Here is a 23,866-nt window from a genome sequence, read left to right as displayed (position 1 = left end):
AAGAAAACGTTTACCATTTTTGATGCAGAATTGCCATTGAAAGTATATAATTGTACCGTTAGAAGATTTTCTGAATATTCAGAAGGAGTGAACATTTTGGCTACAGAAAATAAGGCATTAATTACATTGTTTGGTGCAACTGGTGACTTAGCTAAGCGGAAGCTTTACACTTCCCTATTCAAGCTCTATCAAAAGGGTTACTTGGCTGATCACTTTGCATTACTTGGTACTTCACGTCATGAAATGAGCGATGAAGAATTCCAAGAAATGGTTTTAAATTCTATTAAAGATATTCCTGCAAAGGATGGCGAAGCAGAAGCATTTTCAAAGCACTTCTTCTACTGCGCTCACGATGTTACTAAACCAGAACACTATGCTAAGTTGAAGGATCGTTTGGCAGAACTTGATAAGCAATTCGGTACTGAAGGTAACCGGTTGTTCTACATGTCAATGGCTCCACAATTCTTTGGTACTATTGCTATCAACATCAAGAAGCAAGGCTTGTTAACTGACAATGGTTACAACCGTCTTGTTATTGAAAAGCCATTTGGTCGTGACTTCGATTCAGCTAAGAAGTTGAACGACGAATTGTCACAAACATTCGAAGAAAACCAAATCTTCCGGATTGACCACTACCTTGGTAAAGAAATGGTTCAAAACATCCAAGCATTACGTTTTGGTAACCCAATCATCGAAGCCCTTTGGAACAACCGTTACATTGATAACATCCAAGTAACCTTGAGTGAAAAACTTGGGGTTGAAGAACGTGCCGGTTACTACGACAACTCTGGTGCGTTACGTGATATGGTTCAAAATCACATTATGCAAGTGGTTGCTCAATTAGCAATGGAAGAACCAGTTGCCTTCACTGATGATGATGTTCGTGTTGAAAAGATTAAAGCTTTGCGTAGTTTACGTGTCTACACCCCATCAGAAGCTGCGGCTAACTTTGTTCGTGGTCAATATGGTGCCGTTAATGATCAACCTGATTACCGTCATGAAGATGGCGTTGATCCAGAATCAGGTACTGAAACATTCGTTGCTGCTAAATTAATGTTTGATAACTACCGTTGGTCAGGCGTTCCATTCTACGTTCGGACTGGTAAGAAGTTAGCAGACAAGTTCACACGGATTGATATTGTCTTCAAGAAGCCATTGATTGACATCTTTGCTAATCCAGATACTGCTGACAAGCAAGCATTGAAGTCTAATGTCTTAACTATTTACGTTGAACCTAACTCTGGTTTCGGTCTTCGTCTTAATGCTAAGCACGTTGGTCAAGGATTCACTACTGAACCAGTTGACCTTAACTTTGTTCAAAGCGACACTGCTAAGAAGGAATCCCCAGAACCATACGAACGTCTTTTCCACGATGCTCTTGAAGGTAACCACACCAACTTTGCTTCATGGGCTGAAATTGCTTATGCCTGGAAGTTCGTTGATGTTATCCGGAACCTTTGGGACATTGAAAAGCCACAATTCCCTAACTACACTCCAGGATCAATGGGTCCTGCCGCAGCTAGCGAATTGTTAGCTCGTGACGGTCGCAAGTGGGTTTACGATCTTAACAAGTAATTAAATTTAATTTATTAAAGAGCCATAAGCAAGATTAATTGCTTTTCGGCTCTTTTTTATTTGTATTTTAAGTAGTGAGTGCTGTATAATAGTTATTGTGAAATTAAACACAAATTTAGCTAAGGAGCGTAAGAATATGTCAGATCAAAAAGCACAAATTGGTGTTGTCGGTTTAGCTGTTATGGGTAAAAACCTTGCCTTAAACATCGAAAGTCACGGGTTTACAGTTGGTGTTTATAACCGTCACCGTAATCGGACTGACGAAATGATCCGCGATCATGGCGATAAGAAATTAGTGCCAAGTTACACAATCAAGGACTTTGTTGACTCACTAGAAAAGCCTCGGCGGATCCTGATGATGGTTAAGTCCGGAAAAGCAACCGACGCTGTTATTGATGAATTATTACCTTTACTTGATAAGGGTGACGTTCTAATCGATGGTGGTAACACTAACTTCCACGACACCATGGCGCGGAATGCTAAATTAGATAAATCTGGTATCAACTTCATCGGCATGGGTGTTTCCGGTGGTGAATTAGGTGCTCTTTATGGTCCATCATTAATGCCTGGTGGCCAAAAAGAAGCTTATGATCTTGTTGAACCAATTCTTACTAAGATTGCTGCTAAGGCCGAAGAAGATGGCAAGCCATGTGTTGCTTACATTGGTCCTAATGGTGCTGGCCACTACGTTAAGATGGTTCACAACGGAATTGAATATGGTGACGAAGAATTAATCGATGAAAGTTATAACATCATGCGGAATGTCTTAAAGATGCCTGTTGATGATATTGCAAAGACCTTTGCTGAATGGAACAAGGGTGAACTTTCTAGCTACCTCGTTGATATCACTGCTGATATTCTTACTCGCAAAGATGACCTTGGTGATGATAAGACTAAGCCAATTGTTGACATGATTCTTGATCGTGGGGCTAACAAGGGAACCGGTAAATGGAGCTCTGAAACTGCTCTTGACGGTGGTGCACCACAATCTGTTATTACCGAAGCCGTTTACGCTCGTTACATCTCAATGATGAAGAAGGAACGGGTCCAAGCAAGTAAGGAATTACCTGTTGATACTGAAGCAATCTCAATTGATGACAAGAAGGAATTAGTTGAAAAGATTCGTCAAGCCCTTTACTTTGGTAAAGTAATGAGTTACGCTCAGGGATTCGAACAAATGCGGATTGATTCAGAACGTTATGACTGGAACTTAAAGTACGGTGAATTAGCTCAGATTTGGCGTGCGGGATGCATTATTCGGGCACAATTCTTACAAAACATTACTGATGCCTTTACTAAGAACCCTGACCTAAAGAACCTGCTATTTGATGATTACTTCAAAGATATTGCTAAGAAGTATCAAAAAGCCATTCGGGATGTGGTTGCACTCGCTGTTAAAGCTGGAGTTCCAGTACCATCATTGAGTGCTGCTATCAGTTACTACGACTCCTTCCGTGCTGAAGTTCTCCCCGCAAACCTTCTTCAAGCACAACGGGATTACTTTGGTGCTCACACCTATGAACGGACTGACCGCCCTGGTAACTTCCACTACAGTTGGTACGAAGAACAATAAATAAAGAATTAATAAAATTTACGTTTAAAAAAGACCTATGATAATTTGATCATAGGTCTTTTTTATTCAACCATAAATAAACATTTACTAACTCATTTCCGCCATTAATCATTTTATTATTTCTACCGTGTAATCGTTTGCACTGATTCGCCTATTAATACTATACCAATTAAACATTTTTACCCAATTAGCAAATTATTTATCAAAACTTTTCGTAAAAATTTACTAAAAGTATATTGACATCCCTTTTGAAAGCGCTTAACATAATGGCTGTAAGTTATATTAAAGCTGTTGCAGAAAAGGGGAGTCTACAATGAACAATAGTTCAAAGAGTCAAGAACATGTTGGCCGTGCCCGTTTTGCCTACTCGATGGGTGCATTTGGACACGATGCCTTCTATGCCTTACTCTCTACTTACTTTATTATGTATGTTACTGGACACTTATTTAATTCCGGTAACAAAGTATTCGATGATCACATGGTCCTCTGGATCACTTCAATCATCGCGGTACTGCGGATTGTCGAATTATTAATTGACCCAATGATCGGGAATGCGATCGACCGGACCCATACTCGTTGGGGTAAATTTAAGCCTTGGGTTGTCGGTGGGGGAATCATTTCTGCCGTCATCCTTGCTGTATTGTTTACACCACTAGGTGGCTTAAACATTTCTAGCCCTTATCTTTACTTAATTATTTTTGCCATCCTATACATCGTAATGGATGTCTTCTATTCATTTAATGATGTTGGTTTCTGGTCAATGCTTCCAGCATTATCATTCAATTCTCACGAACGTGATAAGATTGCTACCTTTGCCCGTGTTGGTTCTACTGTCGGTGGACAGATTGTTGGTTTTGTTATCATGCCAATGGTTCTGTTCTTCTCAGCTAACCAAAATGGCGGTACTGGTGATGACCGTGGTTGGTTTATCTTTGCTGCTATTATCGCTGCCATTGCTGCTATTACTGCAATTGGTGTTGGTCTTGGTACTCATGAACAACAATCATTACTTCGTGAAAACAAGGAACAGACTAAGTTAAAGGATGTTTTCAAGGTCTTAGTTAAGAACGACCAATTGTTCTCAATTGCGATGTCTTACTTGTTCTACACAACTGGTATTACTCTGGTTAACAGTATGGAGCTTTACTACTTCACTTATATTCTTGGTAATGCTAAGGCCTTCTCAATCCTTGGTGGTTTGAACACTGTTGTTGGTGTTATTTCTGTTTTGACGTTCCCAATGTTTACTAGTAAGATTTCCCGGAAGAAGTTATTCTACGGTTCAATTATTATGTTGGCATTAGGATTACTAATCTTTGCCTTCGCTGGTCAATCATTAGTACTTGTTCTTATCGGTGCTGAATTATTCTTTATTCCACAACCACTTGTTTTCTTGGTTGTTTTGATGACGATTACCGACTCAGTTGAATATGGTCAATTAAAGTTAGGACACCGTGATGAATCACTAACCCTTTCTGTTCGTCCATTACTTGATAAGTTTGCTGGTGCCGTTTCTAACTGGATTATCGGACCTACTGCTATTGCTGCCGGAATGACTGCTGGTGCTACTGCATCTACTCTTTCTGCATCAGGTGTAACAACATTTAAGCTCGTTATGTTCCTCGCTCCTGCCATTATGTTAGCAATCTCTGTCATCATCTTTGCCACTAAGGTTAAGTTGGATGAAAAGATGCACGCTAAGATTGTTGACAAGCTCGAACAAACTTGGGGTAAGCAATTTAACAAGGGTAACGGTACAGAAGATACTACCTCATCAACTAAAACTGTTGCTGTCGCACCAAAGCCTGGTGTAACAGATATTCCTGCCCCTGTTGCTGGTATAGTTGTTGACTTGAAGAACGTTAGCGACCCTGCCTTTGCTGATGGTAGTATGGGACAAGGATTTGCTATCAAACCGTCTGATGGTAAGGTTTACGCACCATTCAGTGGTACTATTCGTGCAACCTTCTCAACTCGCCATGCCGTTGGTTTAGTATCAGATAGCGGTGTTGCCCTTCTGATTCACGTTGGTATTGATACCGTTAAATTACATGGTACTGGATTTGTTACATACTTCCACAAGGGACAACATGTTGAAAAAGGTGACGAATTGATGGAATTCTGGGACCCAACCATTAAGAAGGCTGGTCTTGATGATACTGTTATCGTTACTGTTACAAACAGTGAAGAATTTAACTTCAAGCAACTTATCCCTGCAGATCAAAAGGTTACAACAACGGATAACGTTATGGAAGTTACAAAGAAGGAACAAGATAAGTAATCTTACGTCTCTATAGTAAAAAAGAAGCTGAGGAAAATTTCCTCAGCTTCTTTTTTAGTTCTATAATGGCCCATGGAGGTGACCAATATGGCTAAAAATAAATATGTTGCTTGGTTTTTCGTTATTCTTTGGGCAGTTGTCCTCTTCCTAACATTCACGAATAAGATGATGCTTGCAATGGATCTAATGGCAATCGGAATGTTTCTCGATGCAATCAAGTGTCTCATTAAATCATAAGACTAAAAAGAGTACGAAGTCAAAATCGTAATTTACTGAATTGCAGTTTTGACTCCGTACTCTTTGTTTTATTAGGTTAAATATTACTTGGGATTCTAGGCAACACAGCTAAAATGTGTTCGTCAGGAGAAATTACTAACCTTCCGCAAGTCCTCTGCTGGCTCACACTCTAACCTACTTTACCTGATCAACCGCTGTACGAACGACGAGGACGTCAACGGGAGCGTTCCGCTTAACATAAGAGGTAACTGAACCCATGATAGCTCGTTGCATCCGTGACAAACCACTAGCACCCATCATAATCATGTCATTGTGGTGGTCACGAACAAAATCAAAGGCAATAATTGTCTTGGGATTCCCTAAACGAATGTGGATATCAATGTTATCAAAGCCATCCTTATCCTTAACCCGCTTCAAAACATCGTCAAGGTATTGCTTAGACTTATCAACTAATTGGTAAGCAATACTACCATCAGACATTCCAGCAAAATTATAAGCCATTGCACGCGTATCAATAACGTTTAATACATCAATATGTGCCTTACCATTACGCTTTGCTACGGCAACTGCACGGCCTAACGCTAATTCAGATTCCTTTGAACCATCCATTGGAACCAGGATGTTTTCGTATTCTTGATCCATAATAGACCCTCCATTCAGCCTCTTCTATTTATAAGGCTATTGTACCATTAATTGTCCCTTGCTTGTAACTATGCATTTACTTTTATTTATATTCTCGTAATTATTAACTATTTGACTTGCACTAAGCAATCAATTACAATCAACGGTGAATAATATTAAGATTTAATTAGGGATGCTTAATTAATTCTAATTTTGCATCTAACGAAAAGAGGTAATCCAAGTGGACAAAATCGACCGCAAAATTGTCAATATTTTACAAAAAAACGCCCGGGCATCCCTAAAGGATCTCTCGAAAAAATGTTTTATTTCCTCCCCTGCAATCGCTGCAAGAATTAGTAAACTAGAACGTTCCGGAATTATCAAGGGCTATCAAGCAACCATCAATTTAGAAAAAATTGATTTTCATGTTAAGGCATTTATTCAAGTTCAACTTGAACCACGCCAAAAGAAAGAATTTTACCCTTATGTTCAACAAATTCCAAACGTCATTGAATGTAATTGTGTCACCGGTGACTTTTCCGAAGTAATGGAAGTAGTTTTCCCTTCCACCACCGATCTCGATGACTTTATCAATGATATTCAACAACGCTTTGGAAAAACCAGTACTCAGATTGTTTTCAGCACTAGTGTTAACCACCGTGGTGTTCAATTAAGCGAACCGACGGAAAAGGAATAGTGACTTTTAACCATGATTAATTTTCAACGAGCTGTTCCCAGTGAGCTTCCTCAAATTGTTAAAATTTATAATAGTGCTGTTCCCAGCCATGATATTACTGATGATGAAATGCCAATTACGGTTGATAGTCGTCAAGAATGGCTCAACCATTTTAATGACCGCTTCCCAATTTGGGTAGTTAAAGATGAAAGCAAGATTATTGGCTGGTGCGCACTTGGTCAATTTTATCCTCACCGTGCCTACCGTTTTTCTGCTGAAATTTCAATCTACCTGGCACCTGATGCTCAAGGTCACGGTTATGGTCAACAGATCTTAAGCTTTATTGATCAGCAGATTAAAACCACGCTTGATATTAAGACTGTAATTGCCTACGTTTATGAAAACAATCTCCCAAGTCAGAAGCTTTTCCAAAAGTCTGGCTACCAGCAGTGCGGTAGTCTTCCACAAATTTCCGTAATTGGCGGAGAACTACGTACGCTTAAAATTTTTGTTAAACACTTCTAAAATAAGCCTAAGATTAGTCCAAAGTGAAAATAATCATTTTGAACTGATCTTAGGCTTTTGCTCCTTTAAGGATAATAATAACTGAGGATCTGCTTATTCCTACTGCAATATAATCGAAATGAACTCGCCAAGGAAGCCCCTATAGACAACAAACTCCCTCCTAAATATCTACATCTGGTCGGGAGAATTTGTCGTCTTATGAGCTTCTTTACTTACTCGCACCCTAGTTCTTTCCGTAAGAATCTAAGTAGCGGTTATATTCTTCACGGTTAAATTCTTTTTCAGATTCACCAATAACCAGAGTCGCAATGGAGTTCCCAACAACGTTTACTGCTGTCCGTCCCATATCAACAAACCGGTCAATTCCGGCAATAAAGGTTAATCCCGCAATTGGTACCCCAATCGTTGACACACTTGCTAACAGAACGACAAATGATGCTCCTGGCACCCCTGCCATCCCCTTACTGGTAATCATCAACACAACCAGTAAAGTAAATTGGTGGGCAAATGTTAAATGAATCCCATATGCTTGAGCAAGGAAAAGTGCAGCTAATGATTGGTAGATAGCTGAACCATCCAAGTTAAAGGTATATCCTGTTGGGATTACGAAGGAAACAATCCCCTTGCTTACACCCATTTTTTGCGTTTTTTCCATTAACCGGGGTAGCGTAACTTCTGAGCTTGCCGTGGTAAAGGCTAAGATGATTTCATCAAGAATCACATGCATAGTCTTCCAGTAACGCAGATGGAACAGGTGGGCCGTAATTCCCAAAATTACAACCACGAAGATGATCATCGTCATATAAGCAATAACAATAAATAATCCTAATGGCAATAGCGCACTAATTCCCATTTCACCGATTGTCATCCCAATCAGACCAAAGACCCCGATCGGTGCAAACTTCATTACCCAGTTGGTAACCTTAAACATTACTTCAGCAACTGCATTTAAGACATCAATGAGGATCTTGGCTTTTTCACCAACTGCTGCAATTCCTAACCCAAATAGGACAGAGAAAAGAATTACAGGCATCATATCCCCATCAGACATTGACTTAAAAATATTCGTTGGAATAATTGAAAGAATCAATTCCCAGAAGCCACTATTATGTGAAGCAGTCTTGGCACTCGACATGTATTGTGAAATATCAGTGGCATGAAGTTTATGAATATCAATAAATGTCCCTGGATGAGTAACATTACCAATCACCAATCCAAGAATAATAGCAACCGTCGTCAAGATTTCAAAGTAGATTAATGTCTTTCCACCGATCCGTCCCAACTTCTTAATATCACCAATATTCGCAATCCCAACTGTTAAACAAGAAACCACAATCGGCATAACGATCATTTGGATCAAACGAATAAAAATTGTTCCTAAGCTCTGCATGACTTTAATGGCGCCGGTATTATGATAAAAGATTACCCCGCAGATAATCCCTAACACTAGTCCAATCATAATTTGCCAACCCATACTTAGGCGTGAAATCCGGTATTTTTTCACCTTAAATCAGACTCCTTAAAAATTGTCTTGTTCTACTTTAGCATATTTTCAAAGTATTTTCTTAGTAAATTTTAAATTTCACCTATCAAAAGACGAACAGTTATTTTATATTTATAATTATTTATTCACTTATTCTTTACGATGGAAGCGGTTTTATTTTTTACTAAAGAGAAGTAGGATAGTATTAAAATATGTTTTCAAAGGAGGAAATCAACAATTGACCAAACAATGGGCAAATAGTCTCACTGGTCGCTGGTGCTTCTTGGCATTTTCCATCTTGCTCAATGCTTGTTCCAACGGTCTTACGGTGTCTACAAATATGGGGAGTGCTATCTGGACCGCTTCGGCTGCCAATCTTAGCAATTGGCTCCACTGGTCTCTAGGAAACATGCTGCTAATCGAAGGAGTTGTCGTTGCCATCACTAACTTAATCTTGTTAGGGAAATTCGATTACTTTCAGTTAATCCGAAATCTTCTTTACATCATCCCTTTTAGTTATATTCTGCAATGGTTTGCAGAACTCTTTAACTATATTGGCGTCCCCTCACTCAATATCTGGATCCGGATTATTCTTGATATCATTGGTCTTTTCGGGATTGCTGCCGCTGTTTCACTCTATCAACGGGCAAACCTAATTATGCACCCTAATGACGACTTCCCCTATATTCTGAGATTCAGATTCATGCATGGTTCCGCTGTTTGGTCACAATGGGTAAGTTACATTCCACCAATTATTTTAATCATTATCTCGGTAATCAAGACTCATCAATTAGTTGCCGTTAACTTTGGGACCGTTTATAACATCCTTACCCAAGGAGCTCTAATTGGTTGGTCGGATCGCCACTTTTTCAGTAAGCTACACCACCACTTAAATTACAAACATTAAAAGAGGTAATTGAATTATGAAGCAAACTTACATTAATGGTCATATCTTCGTTGGTGATTCAGAAGACCACTTCGCAAATGGAATGATCGTTGAGGATGGTCGAATCAAATGGATTGGTAACGATCCAACCCCTGAAGGTGATACTATTGATCTTCACGGACAAACTGTCCTTCCTGGATTAATCGACTGTCATACACATCCAAAATACATTGCTGATGCTTTACACGGGGTTGCTTGTACCCCACCAAACGTTAACAGCATTAAGGAAATGCAGGAAGCATTACGGCAATCTCCAGCTTACGGTAAGGGCGACAATGTCTGGATCGAAGGTTGGGGATTTGACGAAACTAAGTTAGCTGAGCACCGGAGTCCTAACCGAGACGATCTTGATGCTGTTTCGACCACCCAACCAATTTTTATTTATCGTTCAGATTGCCATTCCTCCGTTGGAAACTCCAAAGCTCTTGAACTTGCTGGAATCGACGAAAATACCCCTGATCCAGTTGGTGGAAAGATTGAACGCTTTGCTGATGGTCGACCAACCGGGTTTATGCGGGAAGTTGCTGCATCTCAGCTACTAATCCGTGCCAAGTCAGCGCAAAGCTATGAAGGTGATGTGCAAAACATGATCAATAGTTCCGACCATTACCTTGCTAACGGGATCGTTGCAATCGGTGAAATGATGGGACGGATGAAGCCTTATACCTCACTCAAACTTTATCAAGATGCCGTTAAGGGTGGTTTTGCTCCAAAAGCATCAATCTACTATGTCTTTGACGAAATCGATCCAGAAAAGGGACTTCAACCAAGTGGTGATGCTAAACTCCGGGTCGCCGGAATTAAGGTCTTTATGGATGGGAGTATCTCTGGAGAAACTGCCTTTAATGCTGAACCATACCCTTCAGGCAAGATGGGAGTTAGCCTTACTTCAAAGGAAAAATTAACTCGAGCTGTTAATATGGCCCGCGAAAACAAACTACAATTAGCTGTTCATGCGATGGGCGATCAGGCAATTCAAACTGTTATTGATGTTACTAAAGACCTAGAACCATGGCTTGAAGAAATGCCTTCAGTCCGGATTGAACATGCGTCCCTAATGACCGATGAGATGTTTGATGAAATTGCCCACAGCAAGATGAAGTATGCATTGGTAACTCAACCAATCTTCTTCTTTGCTGAAGATGAATCTTACCGTCATTACCTCAATGCCGAACAGTTTAAGTTAGCCTACCGGGTAAAGACGATGCTGAACTCTAAGGCAATGCTCGGTTTAAGTTCAGATGCCCCATGCACCCCGTGGGCTGAGCCAGACAGTCCGTTTTACAGTATTTATGCAGCGGTCACCAGGAAAGCGGCAAACGATGACGTTGTGAATGCTAACGAAGCAATTACCGTCCCTCAAGCTGTCCTTGGTTACACCCGTGATGGTGCCAAGATCGGTGGCTTCGATGATAATGGAACTCTCGAAGTCGGAAAAGCTGCTGACTTCGTAATTCTTAACAAAGATATCTTTAGCGTTCCCCATGATGAATTACAGAATGTCCGCGTTAAGGAAACCTGGATGGCCGGGAAGAAAGTATTTGAAAACTAATAATTATGAAGCTGGGAATTGTCCTGGCTTTTTGTTTTTTTAGGGCCAAGCTATTGTGCTTCGCCTGAATTTGTTGGAGCTAGTAAACTTGCGACTAGGCGACGATGCCGAAACGTTGGAGCAAACCAGAAATTGATTTATCGATTTCGTCTGTGAGCCCACGCAAGGATGAGTAGGTTTCTAACTACCAACTTGTTGGTGACAGGAACCACTCAGCTACTGCGCTTCGCCGTGACCGCAATCTCCGCCTAAATATCCCGTCCTTGATTGTAAAACAATCATCGTCCGGGATTTCTTAGTGCTCGATTGCTAGTCCGTCACGGCTCACACTCTAATTTGTGATTGAAGCCGTTTTCAAAGAAGTTTACAATAGGGTTGTGAATAAATTCGCAATTCGGTTTATTAGAATTGGAGTGAGGAATTTGCAAGAAGCTAAGAAAAAGCACCGGTTTCATATGCCGTCTGCCTTTACAATTTTATTCATTATCATTGTTATTATTGCTATATTAACTTGGATTATTCCGGCGGGAACGTATGCAACTGATAAAGCAGGAAATATTATTTCTGGAACCTACCGGACGGTTGCTAGTAAGCCTCAGGGGATCTGGGACGTCTTCATGGCCCCAGTCATCGGTATGGTCGGCGATAAGAAAACCGAAGGGGCAATCTCAGTTTCCTTATTCATTCTCGTTATTGGGGGATTCTTGGGGGTTGTAAACAAGACTGATGCCCTGAATGAAGGAATCAGTTCAATTGTCCACCGTTACAAGGGACGTGAAAAGCAACTGATCCCAATCTTGATGATCCTTTTTGCCATTGGTGGATCCACTTATGGAATGGGTGAAGAAACTATTGCCTTTTACCCATTACTAATTCCCGTAATGATGGGAGTTGGTTTTGATTCACTAGTTGCGGTTGCGATTGCCCTCGTTGGTACCCAAGTTGGGTGTCTGGCATCTACCGTTAACCCATTTGCCACTGGTGTTGCTTCACAAACATTAAATATTTCACCTGGTGACGGTTTAGGATCACGGGTTCTTCTTTTAATCATCACCACCACGATTAGTATTATTTACGTTTACCACTATGCTTCTGTGATTGAAAAGCATCCCGAAAAATCGTTAATTTATAACCAACGAGCTGAAGATGAAAAGCGTTTTATCATTAAGGTTCGTTCTGATGACGATGATTTTAAGATGACAAAACTACAAAAGGCTGTTATCTGGCTTTTCGGTCTTACTTTCTTAATTATGATCCTTGGTTTAATTCCATGGACAAACCTTAATAGTCACTGGACATTCTTTGATAGCTTTACTAAGTGGTTGACCGGAATTCCGTTCTTAGGGAAACTCTTAGGCCAAGATATGGCGCCACTGGGGACATGGTACTTTAACGAAATTACCATGCTCTTTCTCTTCATGTCGGTTATTATCATGTGGGTTTACCATATGAAGGAAAGTGAATTTATTGACGCCTTCATGCAAGGTATGGCTGACTTCCTTAGTGTTGCAATTATTGTTGCCGTAGCTCGGGGAATTCAAGTAATAATGAACAACGGGATGATTACCGGGACAGTCCTTCATTGGGGTGAAACTGGCCTTCACGGTCTCTCCCAAAGCATCTTTATTATCTTGACGTACATTTTCTATATTCCAATGTCATTCTTGATCCCATCAACTTCTGGATTAGCTGCTGCTACAATGGGCATCATTGGTCCAATAGGGCACTTTGCTCATGTTTCTGGAAGCTTAGTTATTACCGCTTACCAAGCTGCTTCAGGTTGGGTTAACTTGATTACACCAACGTCTGGAATTGTTATGGGAGCCTTAACGATTGCCCACGTTAATATCAGTGTTTGGTGGAAGTGGATGTTAAAACTAATGATCTACCTCTTCATCGTCACTTGTGTATTCTTAGGAATTGCGGCAATACTTTAGGAGGAATAAATTATGACACAGCTAGTAACTGAACAAGAACAACAAGAAGCTGTTAAGGCACTTACTGATTTAATTTCTGTTCAATCATTTAACCAACCCACTGAAGATGGTGCACCATTTGGCCGCGGCATTCGTAACGCCCTTGATAAAATGATGGAAATTTGCAAGAGTTTTGGTTTCAAAACCTATGAAGATCCTGATGGCTACTATGGCTACGCGGAAGTTGGTGAAGGTGACAAGATCTTTGGTGTGATTTGTCACCTTGACACTGTTCCAGCAGGTGATCCAAAAACTTGGGAACATGATCCATTCAAGGGAACAGTCGTCAATGATGCAGTTTATGGTCGTGGTTCCCAAGATGATAAGGGTCCAGGAATCGCTGCCCTCTTCGCTGTTAAAGCATTAATGGATCGTGGTTATCAGTTTAATCAACGTATCCGGTTTATTTACGGGACTGACGAAGAGATCCTTTGGCGGGGAATTGCTCAGTATAACAAGAAAGAAAGTCAAATTGATAGTGGGATTTCTCCCGATGCTGAGTTCCCATTAATTTACGCTGAAAAAGGGCTCCAACAATCCTACCTTGTTGGTCCTGGAACTGATCAACTTAAATTGAGCCTAAAGAATGCCTTTAACGCCGTTCCAGATAAAGCCGTTTATGACGGGCCAAAGCAAGATGAAGTTAAGGCCGCCCTTGATAAACACGGTTTCAAATATACCAGTGATGATCACTCAATCACCGTCCTCGGAAAATCTGTCCACGCTATGTTAGCACCAGAAGGCACCAACGCTGTTTTGCGTCTTGCTATTGCACTGAATGATGTCTTTGACTTCAAGCCACTAAAGTTCATTGGTGAATTATTCAAGGAAGATGCCACTGGTTCAAACGTCTTCGGCAAGGTTGAAGATGAATCTGGCCAATTAACAATGAATATTTCAAGCTTAGAGATTAACGAAAAGGAAACCCGGATGCAAATTGATCTCCGGATTCCCGTAACGGTTGATCGGGATAAACTTCTTGAAACATTACAAGAAAAAGTAGCCCCATATGACCTCAAATACGTCCGCTTTGACTACGTGGCCCCATTATACGTACCAAAGGACAGTAAGCTAATTCAGACGCTTATGGACGTCTACAAGGAGCAAACTGGTGATACTTCTTCTACTCCACAAATTTCTGGTGGTGCTACCTTTGCCCGGACGATGAACAATTGTGTGGCCTTTGGTGGAATGTTGCCTACTACCCCAGATTATATGCACCAAGCTAACGAACAGTGGCCACTTAAGGACATGTTCAAAGCCATGGAAATCTACGCCCAAGCAATAAAGAGGTTGTGTGTAGATTAGAGTGCGAGCCAGCAAAGGACTTACGGAAGGCTAGCAATTTCTCCTGACGAAGGCGTCTTGCGCCTAGGAAGGAGTTTGCTAGCTCTAGCAAGTCCCTGGCGAGCACATTTTGACTCTGTTGCCGAGAAACGTCACATTATATTGGCTATGTAATTTGTTAATAGATTATAATTATGAATAAAAGTCTAGGTAAGATACAAATTAAAGTATCTTACCTAGACCTTTAAAAAAACAACTTTATAATCCCTAGTTATTTTTGTATTCTAAGATAAAATAAATCAAGATAGGATATTAAATTTATGTCACCAGCTCTTCTCATAATCGATTTACAAAATGGTGTTTGTAAATCATTATTTAACTCTAACAACTTAATTAACTGCGTAAATAATAGGATTAGTTTTTATCGCAATAAAAATTATCCAATTATTTTCATTCAACATGAAGGTAGCACCTTAAAAAGAGGATCAACTGATCGGAAATTTGTTTCCCTTTTGGATTATCGAGCGAATGATATTGTAATCAAAAAAACTCATCCAAATTCGTTTTATAAAACTAATTTACGAGAAACATTAACCAATTTAGGAATTGATAGATTAGAAATTTGTGGTGCCCAAACCGAATACTGCGTTGATGCAACAATTAAAGTAGCACATAGCTTAGGATATCAGTTAGTTATGAAACACGGAGCAAGTAGTACCCGTAATAACTCATATATGACGGCTCAAGATACCATTAATTTCTATGAAAATATTTGGAGTAGTGACTATCTCACGTTCATTTAATAGAACTAAATTACAGTAAATTAAAAGGGGCTGTGACATAAGCCCTATTATATAGATAAAGCACGAACAGCGCAGTACACAAATGAGCTTCAGAGCTCGGAAAATCCGAACTCTGGAGCTCTATTTGTGCTTGCGGGGGCGTGAAGACGAAGTCATAAATGACTTCTGTCACGCTCCCCCCTTTAATTTTTATTTAGTTGTCTGCCGTTTAATCAAATGGGTACCAACAACTGTTTTACATGGATCACTCGCTGGATGTGCTAGTCGTTTAGCCATCACATCAACAGCCGCATATGCCATTTCATCAGTACCAACATGGATTGCTGACATACTTGGATAGACATACTTTACAATTGCCGTGTCATTAAAGCTAATCATCGCTAACCGATTAGGGATATCAATTTTTGCTTCTTGAACGGCCTTGAGTGCGCCAACAGCCATCGGATCATTAGCAATAAAGATTGCGTGCGGTAACTTATCACCTAGCTCCTCAATTGCCTTCTTCATTGCCCGGTATCCAGACATTGAAGTATAGTCACCCGCAAGCATGAACTCTGGATGATATATTCCTCGTTGTCGTAAATCAGCCTCAAAATAACGCCGCCGCAAATCAGGAACAACTTCATTATCCGTCGTCTTTTCAGTTCCGGATAACATCCCGATATCCTGAATTCCTTCATCCAGGAACTCATTAATTACCGTATGAACAGCATTTTCAAAGTCTGGAACTAAGCAATCATAACCCGCGGCCAAACTATCAAAGTCAACGAAGACAATATTATTAGTTACTAGTTTTAATTCTTGAACCTGCGAATTACTAAACTTACCGATTGCAATAATTCCCGTCACGTTCCGCGGAATCTCTTCCAGGTTATTTTGATAGATGGGAACTGTTTGGATTCCCCGCTGTTGAGCAGAACGTTCAATTTCCATCCGGATAGCCATGTAGTAAAGGTCGTCAAGTTCTTGAGTAAGGGAGTACCACTGAACAATTGCTACTCGTTGCACTTGGTCACTTCGCGTCCGTTTATGTTTCGTGTAATCTAACTCTTCCGCCGTACTTAAAACCCGTTGACGAGTATTTTCGTTAACAGAGAGCGTCGAATCATTATTTAAGATTCGCGAAACAGTTGCAATTGAGACACCAGCTCGACTGGCAATATCACGTAACGTTGCCGCCATGGTAGTCACCCCCTTCCTTTTTTATTTTAGAACTTATTTTACCCGGAGCACCTTTAACTTGTCTAGACCGAATTATAATTGAGCGATAAAGCGATCCCAGCCAGCATTTCCGGCTTCATCATCCTTAAAGACACCGGCATTTTCAAGAACGTTAGCAAAAACATTAGCTAATTCTTGTTCCATAATTTCATCAACGTTATCAGCGTTAACATCCATCTTTTCAGCGATTTCCTTAGCCCATGGAAGGTGACTATCAGCAATATTATTTGCTTCGCCTAACCAGAACTTCTTAACTTCAGCTAATTCATCTTTTAACCGTGCTGGTAAGATTGCCCGGCCCATAACTTCGATTAAACCGATGTTTTCCTTCTTGATGTGCCATAACTTTTCGTGTGGGTGGAAGATACCTAGTGGGTACTTGTCACTAGTGTTGTTATCACGTAAAACAAGGTCAAGAACAAACTTCTTCCCATCACGGTGCATAATTGGGGTAACTGTGTGGTGACGAGTATCACCGTCAAAGGCCTTCAATGAAAGGCTTTCATCATCATAGTGATCCCAAACGTCAATAATATGAGAACCAAGGTTAATTAGTTCAGTCGTGTTGGCACTAGTTAACCGAATATCACTCATTGGCCAGTTAACAATCCCGGATTCAACATCAGGATATTCGTCAAAGTGCAATGGCTTCTTGATTTCAGCCTTCATCATTGGAAAGCTGTGACGACCACCTTGGTAGTGTTCGTGGGCCAACATGGAACCACCAACAATTGGTAAGTCGGCATTAGAACCAACAAAGTAGGCTGGCAATTGCTTTTCAATTTTCACTAAATTAATTAAAGTTTGCCGATTAATTTGCATTGGTTCGTGTTTGCTATCAAGGAAAATGCAGTGTTCATTGAAGTAAGCATATGGTGAGTATTGGAAGCCCCACTTATGACCACCAATCATCATCCGAATTACCCGGTGATTACTCCGTGCCGCTTGTCCAAGACGACCCTTGTAACCTTCATTTTCCATGCAAAGGGCACACTGTGGGTACTTCTTTTTGGTGTCATGAGCAGCAGCCGCAATCGCCTTTGGATCCTTTTCTGGCTTTGAAAGATTAATAGTAATTTCAAGATTACCGTACTTAGTTGGGCGATCGAAAACAATATTCTTCTTAATCGCAGCAACCTTAACGTAATCATTTGATGTCATTAACTTGTAGAACCAGTTAGTAGCAGTATCTGGAGATTGTTGATATTTTTCCCAGAACTCTTCATTAACAACAGATGGACGTGGTGTCATTAAGTCATAAAGCTGATCATTCAAAATTTCCCGTTCTGTTTGACCGTCCTCAATCTTGCCCCGCTTAACAGCTAGATCAACTAATTGGGCAACAACCGGTTGGTCTTCATTACCATCAACATCTTCGTCGCCAACAAAGCCACGAATCTTGTTCATTACATAAATCTTATCAAGTGGCTTATATGCTCCACTGGCAATTACATCATCAGCAAATTTTTCGATTAACTTCATCTTTTAATTCCCCCACTCACTTTAATTCTTTTCTCAAGCCTGTTCTAGGCAATATAGCTGAAATGTGCTCAGCCTAAACTCCCTCGAACGTTCTAGGCAACTGCAAGTCCTTTACTGGCTTCGCACTCTTATAACTTGTGTGGTCCGTCGACAACTTCGGCATCGTAGAAGCTGGCGTCGTAACCAATCTTGTCACGGTAAATCTTACCAATGTTCTTCTTGAAGTTTTCGGCTTCAGACTTCTTAACGATGGCAATTGCACTACCGGCAAATCCACCGCCGACCATCCGAGCACCAAGGCATCCTGGTTGATCCCAAGCGTTTTCTGCCAAAGTATCAAGTTCCTTACCAGTAACTTCGTAGTCATACTTCAATGAAACATGAGAAGCGTTGATTAACCGGCCAAGTTCTTCAAGATCGCCCTTTTCCATTGCATCGATGGCACGCTTAGTCCGTTCATTTTCACTAACAGCGTGACGCGCACGGCGAATTAAAATATCATCATTAATTAAGTAAGTGTATTGATCAAATGTTTCTGGATCAATTTCACCAAGTTTGTTAATATCTAACTTCTTGCTGAGACGCTTTACAGCTTCCTCACATTCTTGAACACGTTCGTTGTACTTTGAACCAGCTAATGAGTGGGTCTTATTAGTACTCATGATAATAATTTCATAGTCGCCCAATTCAAGTGGTAAGTACTTGTATTCCAAACTATTGCAGTCGAGGAAGATAGCATTATCTTTCTTCCCCATTCCAACAGCAAATTGGTCCATGATTCCAGAATTCAACCCAACAAAGTCATTTTCAGTCTTTTGACCAAGCTTAACGAGATCGATCTCATCAATGTCCAAATTGAATTCTTCCTTTAAAATGTCCCCCATCAGCATTTCAATTGAGGCTGAGGATGAAAGGCCAGAACCGTATGGTAAGTAGCCATGAATGTATAGGTTAAAGCCGTGGTCAATCTTGTAACCGCGTTGCTTAAGGTAAACAAGCATCCCCTTAAAGTAGTTAACCCACTTTTCATCATCAGCTGATTGTGGTTGTTCATCATTAATATCAAAAGTAATGATCTTACTATTTTCAACCTTAGCTGAATTAGCTGAATAGATTGCTACCGTAGTGTCTTCACGTGGACCGTAAACACCATAAGTACCAATACTAATTGCACATGGGAAAACATGACCACCATTGTAATCCGTGTGTTCACCAATCACATTAATCCGACCGGGAGAGAAGAAAACGTCCTTTCCGGGTTCCTTAAATGTGTCTTGATATTCTTTAAGAAAATCTTGCTTATCCATGTCAAAATACCTCCATGACCACTTAAACAAAGTGGCTAAACAAATTAGTAAACTTTTACTAAACTATAATTTAGACTCTTTTACCTCATTTGTCAACAAGCGCTTTCATTTTTGAATGGTTAACATTGAAAACGCTTTCTGCAAAAAGCTGTCATACCGCTAATTTAGTCCTCATTAGCAAGTTCTAAAGTTTTATAATTATTTAAATGACGAAAGGAATATTTATCGTGAATTACTACTCCCCGCGTTCTCTTTACAACTTAATTCCCCAACATGGTCGTTGGTTCATCAAAGAAATAAACAGTGTCTCTACCCTCTATACTACTAACCTCGGTAGCCGACTACGTTTTACCACTAACGGTGTAAGTAAACTAACGGTTAATGTGTTAGACAACCGGAATGAACTTTCACCTTCACAAATATATGCTTGGCGAATCGACAACGGTCCGTGGCGCCGGGAGCAGGCAAGTCAAAATAGCTGGAAGATTAAAACTAATCCTGAATCCCACCTAATTGAAATCATAACCGCTGGAAATACAGATCTTGATCGGGTATGGAGTGGTAATCAAGGGTTTGCGATTAGTTCAGTTGAAATTGATCAGGGAACTTTAGAAAGTGCCTCAACCGTTCCTGTAATTGACTTTATTGGTGACTCAATCACTGCAGGATGCTGGGTTGCAGGGCACCATGCCTCCTATGACTACCGCCCAGAGAGCAATTATGTAGGAACAGCTGTTGACCTCCTCCATGCTACTGACGTCCGGATCGCCTATTCTGCGGGTGGTGTCTTGCGTCAGGCTACGGGCGGGGTGCCAACTGCAGAACATTTCTTAACTTATCTTGACGCCTCTACTCCTTGGAAAGCCAATAATCCTGATTTAGTGGTCATCAATCTCGGAGTTAATGATCGCCGTTTCCCATTAGAGCAATTTACTAGCCGTTATGATCACTTTCTCTCACTTGTTACTTCTCTTTTTCCAACTACCCCGATTCTCATCATGATTCCGTTTAGTCAAACCTTTGCGGAGCCTATTCGTCGCCTAGCAGGTAACCACCAGCTACCAGTAATTGAAACCACGGGATGGTGTACAACTTATACTGATGGTTTACACCCCGATCAGCCAGGAGCAACAAAAAGTGGCGTCCGTTTAGCACAGAAGTTATCAAACTGGCTAAAGTAGGGTACAATTATAAAGTAAAGTACTTAGGACAAGTGAGTATTTTATTGTCCTAATGAAGGAGGTTTTGCCATGACGGATCAACGCCTACTAGACATTCAGAGCGGTCATAACTTCCGTGATCTGGGTGGCTACGAAACTACTGATGGACGTCATGTAAAATGGCACCGGTTAATTCGTTCCGGTTCCCTTGCCAACTTAAACGAACATGATTTAAATACTTTAGCAGCGATCCCCGTTACAATTGATATTGACTTACGGGCCCCCGAAGAAGTTAAGCAAGCGCCAGATAAACTTCCCCAAACTGCTAATTACTACCATCTTCCCGTGTTTAAATCTGATGAAACCGATGCTTCACACAGCGATGAAGAGATTATGAGTCGGATCCTGAAACCGGGAAATGGTTACCAGCACATGCTCGATGTTTATCGACGGATGGTAGAAGTACCAACCGCAAAAGCAGCTTACCAGCAATTGTTTAAGCTCCTTTTGAGCAACGAGCCGACTCAAGCTAGCCTCTTTCACTGCACTGCAGGAAAGGACCGCACGGGAATGGCTGCCTATTTTATCCTAAGCGCCCTTCAGGTACCGGAAAAAGTGATTCTTCAGGATTACCTTCTGACCAATGACGCCACTCACGATTTTCGAGAACAGTGGCTTCAAAGACTTCGCGATAAGGGCGAAAGTGAGATTGTCGTAGAAAACCGCCGGGCTCTCGGCTCAGTCTCTCCCGACTACATCAAACGGGCAATCGGGTTAATCAATACCAATTATGGAAATGTTCAAAGTTATTTAAAAGAATATCTTGGTTTATCTTCAGATGATCTTAAAGAATTGCAACAGTTATACTTAGCTTAGAGGAGTGATTTTAATGAAAATTTCTGTCCCGCTTGTTAACGGAATGTTAGCCGATGAGTATGGGAAATATGCTCCAGCTAATTCAATGTTAGCCGATCACCCAATCAAATCATTTCCAATCAAAATTAGTGACGCCCCGACTACAACGAAAAACTTTGCCATTGTTTTCGTTGACTATGATTCTGTTCCGGTTTGTGGTTTTACTTGGATCCACTGGTTGGCGGCAAATATTCCTACCACAATGACCACTATTCCAGCAAATGCTAGCCGAGAACTAAGCGACAAATTTGTTCAAGGAAACAACAGTAATGCTGGTTCTTTAGTTAATGGTAATCCTGCCATTTCTAGTGGTTATGTTGGTCCGCAACCACCTGATAAAACTCATCATTATACATTAAAGGTTTACGCACTTGATGAGCAATTACCACTTGAGAACCGGTACTGGCTAAATGACTTTATCCATACCGCTAAAGATCACATTTTAGCCCAAGCTAAATTTGATATTCCAAGTCGTGCATAAGGAGGAACAAACAAATGGAAACAAGAATTTTCTTTAACCCTGGTGATTCAATCGCCAATATTCATGACTACAATGAAGCCGTGCGGAAAGGGCAAATCTTCAAACGTGAACGTGAAGCTGATGATCTCGTCATTGCTAAAGGTCCAGATGATGAGGAGTATGCGATCTTCTATGCTAAGGATGCGCAACCCGAACCAAAGGCTGATAAAGTTAAGGCATATGAGGTTAAAAAGCGAGTATAGAATAACGAGGTCGGTGAATAATTCACCGACCTCGTTATTTTTATCTAAATGCCCTTATTAAATGACCGATTCCTTGAGAAGTAATCTCAAGATCGCTTGCAGCTTCTTGAATAGCTACGGATAGAGGTTTAACGGTAGTTTGGCTAGCAAATACTCCATCAATCATCCCTGTTTGGTATAGGTCAGTAGCCCGCTCTCCTAAACTTGCAGCAACGGCAATTACTACTACTTCCGGAGAAACTTCCTTAGCAAGTTTAGCTACCCCATATGGTACCTTTCCAAATTGGGTTTGGTAATCTAATTGACCTTCACCAGTAATTACAACATCAGCATTTTTTACCCGCTGTTCAAAATTACTAGCATTCAGGATTGTTTGAATTCCAGACTTAATTTGCGCATTTGTAAAGGCCAAGAAGGCTGCGCCAAGTCCACCCGCAGCTCCTGCACCAGCAAGATTAGCAACATTTTTTCCGGTATCACGATGGATTACTTTAGCGTAATTTTGCAACGCTTGATCCAAGTGCGGGATCACTTCTTTAGTTACCCCTTTTTGTGGCCCAAACACGGTGACTGCCCCTTCTTTTCCTGTCAGTGGATTAGTCACGTCTGCGGCAAGAATTATTTCAGTCTTAGCTAACCGTGGATCTAGCTCAGACAAACCGATTCTTTCCAGTCGAGATAATTCATCACCACCAGCTAAAAGTTCTTGGTCATCCTGACCGTAAAAATGGGCACCAAGCGCACGGATCATTCCAACACCACCGTCTGTTGTCCCGCTACCACCAAGGCCAACAATAATTCGCTTAACATTTTGATCCAGTGCAGCTTTAATTAATTCTCCAGTCCCAAACGTATTAACCGTTAATGGGTTACTCTGGGAATTTAAATACTGGATCCCGCTCGCAGCAGCGGTTTCAATAACAGCGGTGTTTGAATTACCAAGGATCCCGAACGAAGCCTTAATTACGTTCCCATTAGGATCATGTGCAGGTACGGTAATTACTCGACCATTTGTAGCGGTTACTAATGCTTCTACCGTCCCTTCACCACCATCAGCAATTGGAATTAAATCGTAATCCGCATCCGGAATAGCACTTTTTAATCCCTGAGCAATCGCATTTGCTGCTTGGCGAGCAGTCAGACTCCCTTTAAAAGAATCGGGAGCAATTATAATTTTCATTAGTTTTACCGTCCTCCAACTATATGAGCGACTTGCGCTTCAAGATAATTGATTAAGCTGTCAGAATCAGTCTTAAAATCGTCAACAAAATTCTTTCCTTTTGGTGTTACTACGCCAACTTGTTCGCCCATCACGTCCGTTACGATTAGTTTATCACCATCACGCTTCACTTCATCATAACGGCCTTCAAGTGCTTCATCTAATAATGCTTGAAGAATATCAGGAACTGCTTGTTCAATCACTTCTTCAGGTGTCACTTTTTCACCGTGAACTTGGTGCTTAGCGACCTGAACAGCTACTTCTTCCATATTTTCAGGAATGTATTCACTCACTAGTCTCCGCT

At 40.8% G+C, this 23,866-nt stretch carries 22 protein-coding genes; 15 read left to right on the top strand and 7 right to left on the bottom strand.

What is annotated here, in order from left to right:
- The first annotated feature begins 96 nt into the window (after window positions 1-96).
- The 4 genes from zwf to NFR46_RS00260 all read left to right on the top strand — a co-directional run bounded on the left by zwf (window position 97) and on the right by NFR46_RS00260 (window position 5,666).
- Window positions 97-1,575: a glucose-6-phosphate dehydrogenase gene (gene zwf / locus NFR46_RS00275; RefSeq protein WP_251573832.1), complete on the top strand. Its 1,479-nt coding sequence runs from the start codon at window positions 97-99 to the stop codon at window positions 1,573-1,575.
- A 136-nt stretch (window positions 1,576-1,711) separates the two neighbouring features.
- Window positions 1,712-3,148 (top strand): NADP-dependent phosphogluconate dehydrogenase, encoded by a 1,437-nt coding sequence (gene gndA, locus NFR46_RS00270; protein WP_251573831.1) that lies wholly within the window; start codon window positions 1,712-1,714, stop codon window positions 3,146-3,148.
- A 313-nt stretch (window positions 3,149-3,461) separates the two neighbouring features.
- Entirely contained in the window at window positions 3,462-5,429 is a 1,968-nt protein-coding gene (locus NFR46_RS00265) for a sugar MFS transporter (protein ID WP_251573829.1), read from the top strand.
- An 87-nt stretch (window positions 5,430-5,516) separates the two neighbouring features.
- The gene (locus tag NFR46_RS00260; RefSeq protein WP_191684221.1) at window positions 5,517-5,666 is read left to right on the top strand and encodes a hypothetical protein; all 150 of its coding nucleotides are present in this window, start codon (window positions 5,517-5,519) and stop codon (window positions 5,664-5,666) included.
- A gap of 174 nt (window positions 5,667-5,840) precedes the next feature.
- On the opposite strand, the gene NFR46_RS00255 is transcribed toward NFR46_RS00260, so the two are convergent.
- Window positions 5,841-6,308 carry a universal stress protein gene (locus NFR46_RS00255; protein ID WP_251573827.1) on the bottom strand — a complete coding sequence of 156 codons (468 nt, stop codon included), beginning with the start codon at window positions 6,306-6,308 and terminating at the stop codon, window positions 5,841-5,843.
- Between the two features lie 220 nt (window positions 6,309-6,528).
- Between NFR46_RS00255 and NFR46_RS00250 the strand changes: the two genes are divergently transcribed.
- On the top strand, window positions 6,529-6,984 hold the full coding sequence (locus NFR46_RS00250; protein ID WP_251573826.1) for an Lrp/AsnC family transcriptional regulator: 456 nt from the start codon (window positions 6,529-6,531) through the stop codon (window positions 6,982-6,984).
- A 12-nt stretch (window positions 6,985-6,996) separates the two neighbouring features.
- On the top strand, window positions 6,997-7,488 hold the full coding sequence (locus NFR46_RS00245) for a GNAT family N-acetyltransferase (RefSeq protein ID WP_251573824.1): 492 nt from the start codon (window positions 6,997-6,999) through the stop codon (window positions 7,486-7,488).
- A gap of 223 nt (window positions 7,489-7,711) precedes the next feature.
- On the opposite strand, the gene NFR46_RS00240 is transcribed toward NFR46_RS00245, so the two are convergent.
- A complete protein-coding gene (locus tag NFR46_RS00240; RefSeq protein ID WP_251573822.1) occupies window positions 7,712-8,992 on the bottom strand; it encodes a dicarboxylate/amino acid:cation symporter in 1,281 nt (426 codons plus the stop codon).
- A gap of 217 nt (window positions 8,993-9,209) precedes the next feature.
- On the opposite strand from NFR46_RS00240, the gene NFR46_RS00235 reads away from it, so the two are divergent.
- The 5 genes from NFR46_RS00235 (at window position 9,210) to NFR46_RS00215 (ending at window position 15,535) form a co-directional block, all read left to right on the top strand.
- Window positions 9,210-9,878, top strand: coding sequence for a DUF6198 family protein (locus NFR46_RS00235; RefSeq protein WP_251573821.1), 669 nt, complete (start codon window positions 9,210-9,212; stop codon window positions 9,876-9,878).
- A gap of 16 nt (window positions 9,879-9,894) precedes the next feature.
- Window positions 9,895-11,469 (top strand): amidohydrolase, encoded by a 1,575-nt coding sequence (locus tag NFR46_RS00230; RefSeq protein WP_251573819.1) that lies wholly within the window; start codon window positions 9,895-9,897, stop codon window positions 11,467-11,469.
- Window positions 11,470-11,924: 455 nt separating this feature from the next.
- On the top strand, window positions 11,925-13,406 hold the full coding sequence (locus NFR46_RS00225) for a YfcC family protein (RefSeq protein ID WP_420908570.1): 1,482 nt from the start codon (window positions 11,925-11,927) through the stop codon (window positions 13,404-13,406).
- 12 nt (window positions 13,407-13,418) lie between these two features.
- Entirely contained in the window at window positions 13,419-14,753 is a 1,335-nt protein-coding gene (locus NFR46_RS00220) for a M20 family metallopeptidase (protein WP_251573816.1), read from the top strand.
- A gap of 299 nt (window positions 14,754-15,052) precedes the next feature.
- Window positions 15,053-15,535 carry a cysteine hydrolase family protein gene (locus tag NFR46_RS00215; RefSeq protein WP_251573814.1) on the top strand — a complete coding sequence of 161 codons (483 nt, stop codon included), beginning with the start codon at window positions 15,053-15,055 and terminating at the stop codon, window positions 15,533-15,535.
- A gap of 189 nt (window positions 15,536-15,724) precedes the next feature.
- Here NFR46_RS00215 and NFR46_RS00210 read toward each other — a convergent pair whose 3' ends face one another.
- From NFR46_RS00210 to NFR46_RS00200, 3 genes are all read right to left on the bottom strand, one after another.
- On the bottom strand, window positions 15,725-16,717 hold the full coding sequence (locus tag NFR46_RS00210; RefSeq protein WP_251573813.1) for a LacI family DNA-binding transcriptional regulator: 993 nt from the start codon (window positions 16,715-16,717) through the stop codon (window positions 15,725-15,727).
- Window positions 16,718-16,789: 72 nt separating this feature from the next.
- Window positions 16,790-18,238 (bottom strand): UDP-glucose--hexose-1-phosphate uridylyltransferase, encoded by a 1,449-nt coding sequence (locus tag NFR46_RS00205; RefSeq protein WP_251573812.1) that lies wholly within the window; start codon window positions 18,236-18,238, stop codon window positions 16,790-16,792.
- A gap of 128 nt (window positions 18,239-18,366) precedes the next feature.
- The gene (locus tag NFR46_RS00200) at window positions 18,367-19,545 is read right to left on the bottom strand and encodes a galactokinase (protein WP_251573811.1); all 1,179 of its coding nucleotides are present in this window, start codon (window positions 19,543-19,545) and stop codon (window positions 18,367-18,369) included.
- Window positions 19,546-19,772: 227 nt separating this feature from the next.
- On the opposite strand from NFR46_RS00200, the gene NFR46_RS00195 reads away from it, so the two are divergent.
- The 4 genes from NFR46_RS00195 to NFR46_RS00180 all read left to right on the top strand — a co-directional run bounded on the left by NFR46_RS00195 (window position 19,773) and on the right by NFR46_RS00180 (window position 22,343).
- On the top strand, window positions 19,773-20,726 hold the full coding sequence (locus NFR46_RS00195; protein ID WP_420908569.1) for a GDSL-type esterase/lipase family protein: 954 nt from the start codon (window positions 19,773-19,775) through the stop codon (window positions 20,724-20,726).
- 69 nt (window positions 20,727-20,795) lie between these two features.
- On the top strand, window positions 20,796-21,581 hold the full coding sequence (locus tag NFR46_RS00190) for a tyrosine-protein phosphatase (protein WP_251573809.1): 786 nt from the start codon (window positions 20,796-20,798) through the stop codon (window positions 21,579-21,581).
- A gap of 13 nt (window positions 21,582-21,594) precedes the next feature.
- Window positions 21,595-22,101 (top strand): YbhB/YbcL family Raf kinase inhibitor-like protein, encoded by a 507-nt coding sequence (locus NFR46_RS00185; protein ID WP_251573808.1) that lies wholly within the window; start codon window positions 21,595-21,597, stop codon window positions 22,099-22,101.
- Between the two features lie 14 nt (window positions 22,102-22,115).
- Window positions 22,116-22,343 carry a hypothetical protein gene (locus tag NFR46_RS00180; RefSeq protein ID WP_251573806.1) on the top strand — a complete coding sequence of 76 codons (228 nt, stop codon included), beginning with the start codon at window positions 22,116-22,118 and terminating at the stop codon, window positions 22,341-22,343.
- 40 nt (window positions 22,344-22,383) lie between these two features.
- Here the strand turns inward: NFR46_RS00180 and NFR46_RS00175 are convergent, their stop codons facing one another.
- On the bottom strand, window positions 22,384-23,523 hold the full coding sequence (locus NFR46_RS00175; RefSeq protein ID WP_251573804.1) for a glycerate kinase family protein: 1,140 nt from the start codon (window positions 23,521-23,523) through the stop codon (window positions 22,384-22,386).
- Window positions 23,524-23,528: 5 nt separating this feature from the next.
- Window positions 23,529-23,855 (bottom strand): hypothetical protein, encoded by a 327-nt coding sequence (locus NFR46_RS00170; protein WP_251573802.1) that lies wholly within the window; start codon window positions 23,853-23,855, stop codon window positions 23,529-23,531.
- Between the last annotated feature and the right edge of the window lie 11 nt (window positions 23,856-23,866).

Source organism: Limosilactobacillus agrestimuris (assembly GCF_943193105.1).
Classification (GTDB): domain Bacteria; phylum Bacillota; class Bacilli; order Lactobacillales; family Lactobacillaceae; genus Limosilactobacillus; species Limosilactobacillus agrestimuris.
The sequence above is the reverse complement of the archived record's forward strand: the minus strand, read 5'-3'. Positions and strand labels throughout refer to the sequence as shown.

Coding starts and splice junctions, on each gene's coding strand:
- gndA (WP_251573831.1), top strand. CDS start 1,712: ATGTCAGATCAAAAAGCACAAATTGGTGTTGTCGGTTTAGCTGTTATG.
- NFR46_RS00265 (WP_251573829.1), top strand. CDS start 3,462: ATGAACAATAGTTCAAAGAGTCAAGAACATGTTGGCCGTGCCCGTTTT.
- NFR46_RS00260 (WP_191684221.1), top strand. CDS start 5,517: ATGGCTAAAAATAAATATGTTGCTTGGTTTTTCGTTATTCTTTGGGCA.
- NFR46_RS00255 (WP_251573827.1), bottom strand. CDS start 6,308: ATGGATCAAGAATACGAAAACATCCTGGTTCCAATGGATGGTTCAAAG.
- NFR46_RS00245 (WP_251573824.1), top strand. CDS start 6,997: ATGATTAATTTTCAACGAGCTGTTCCCAGTGAGCTTCCTCAAATTGTT.
- NFR46_RS00230 (WP_251573819.1), top strand. CDS start 9,895: ATGAAGCAAACTTACATTAATGGTCATATCTTCGTTGGTGATTCAGAA.
- NFR46_RS00225 (WP_420908570.1), top strand. CDS start 11,925: ATGCCGTCTGCCTTTACAATTTTATTCATTATCATTGTTATTATTGCT.
- NFR46_RS00220 (WP_251573816.1), top strand. CDS start 13,419: ATGACACAGCTAGTAACTGAACAAGAACAACAAGAAGCTGTTAAGGCA.
- NFR46_RS00215 (WP_251573814.1), top strand. CDS start 15,053: ATGTCACCAGCTCTTCTCATAATCGATTTACAAAATGGTGTTTGTAAA.
- NFR46_RS00210 (WP_251573813.1), bottom strand. CDS start 16,717: ATGGCGGCAACGTTACGTGATATTGCCAGTCGAGCTGGTGTCTCAATT.
- NFR46_RS00205 (WP_251573812.1), bottom strand. CDS start 18,238: ATGAAGTTAATCGAAAAATTTGCTGATGATGTAATTGCCAGTGGAGCA.
- NFR46_RS00200 (WP_251573811.1), bottom strand. CDS start 19,545: ATGGATAAGCAAGATTTTCTTAAAGAATATCAAGACACATTTAAGGAA.
- NFR46_RS00190 (WP_251573809.1), top strand. CDS start 20,796: ATGACGGATCAACGCCTACTAGACATTCAGAGCGGTCATAACTTCCGT.
- NFR46_RS00185 (WP_251573808.1), top strand. CDS start 21,595: ATGAAAATTTCTGTCCCGCTTGTTAACGGAATGTTAGCCGATGAGTAT.
- NFR46_RS00180 (WP_251573806.1), top strand. CDS start 22,116: ATGGAAACAAGAATTTTCTTTAACCCTGGTGATTCAATCGCCAATATT.
- NFR46_RS00175 (WP_251573804.1), bottom strand. CDS start 23,523: ATGAAAATTATAATTGCTCCCGATTCTTTTAAAGGGAGTCTGACTGCT.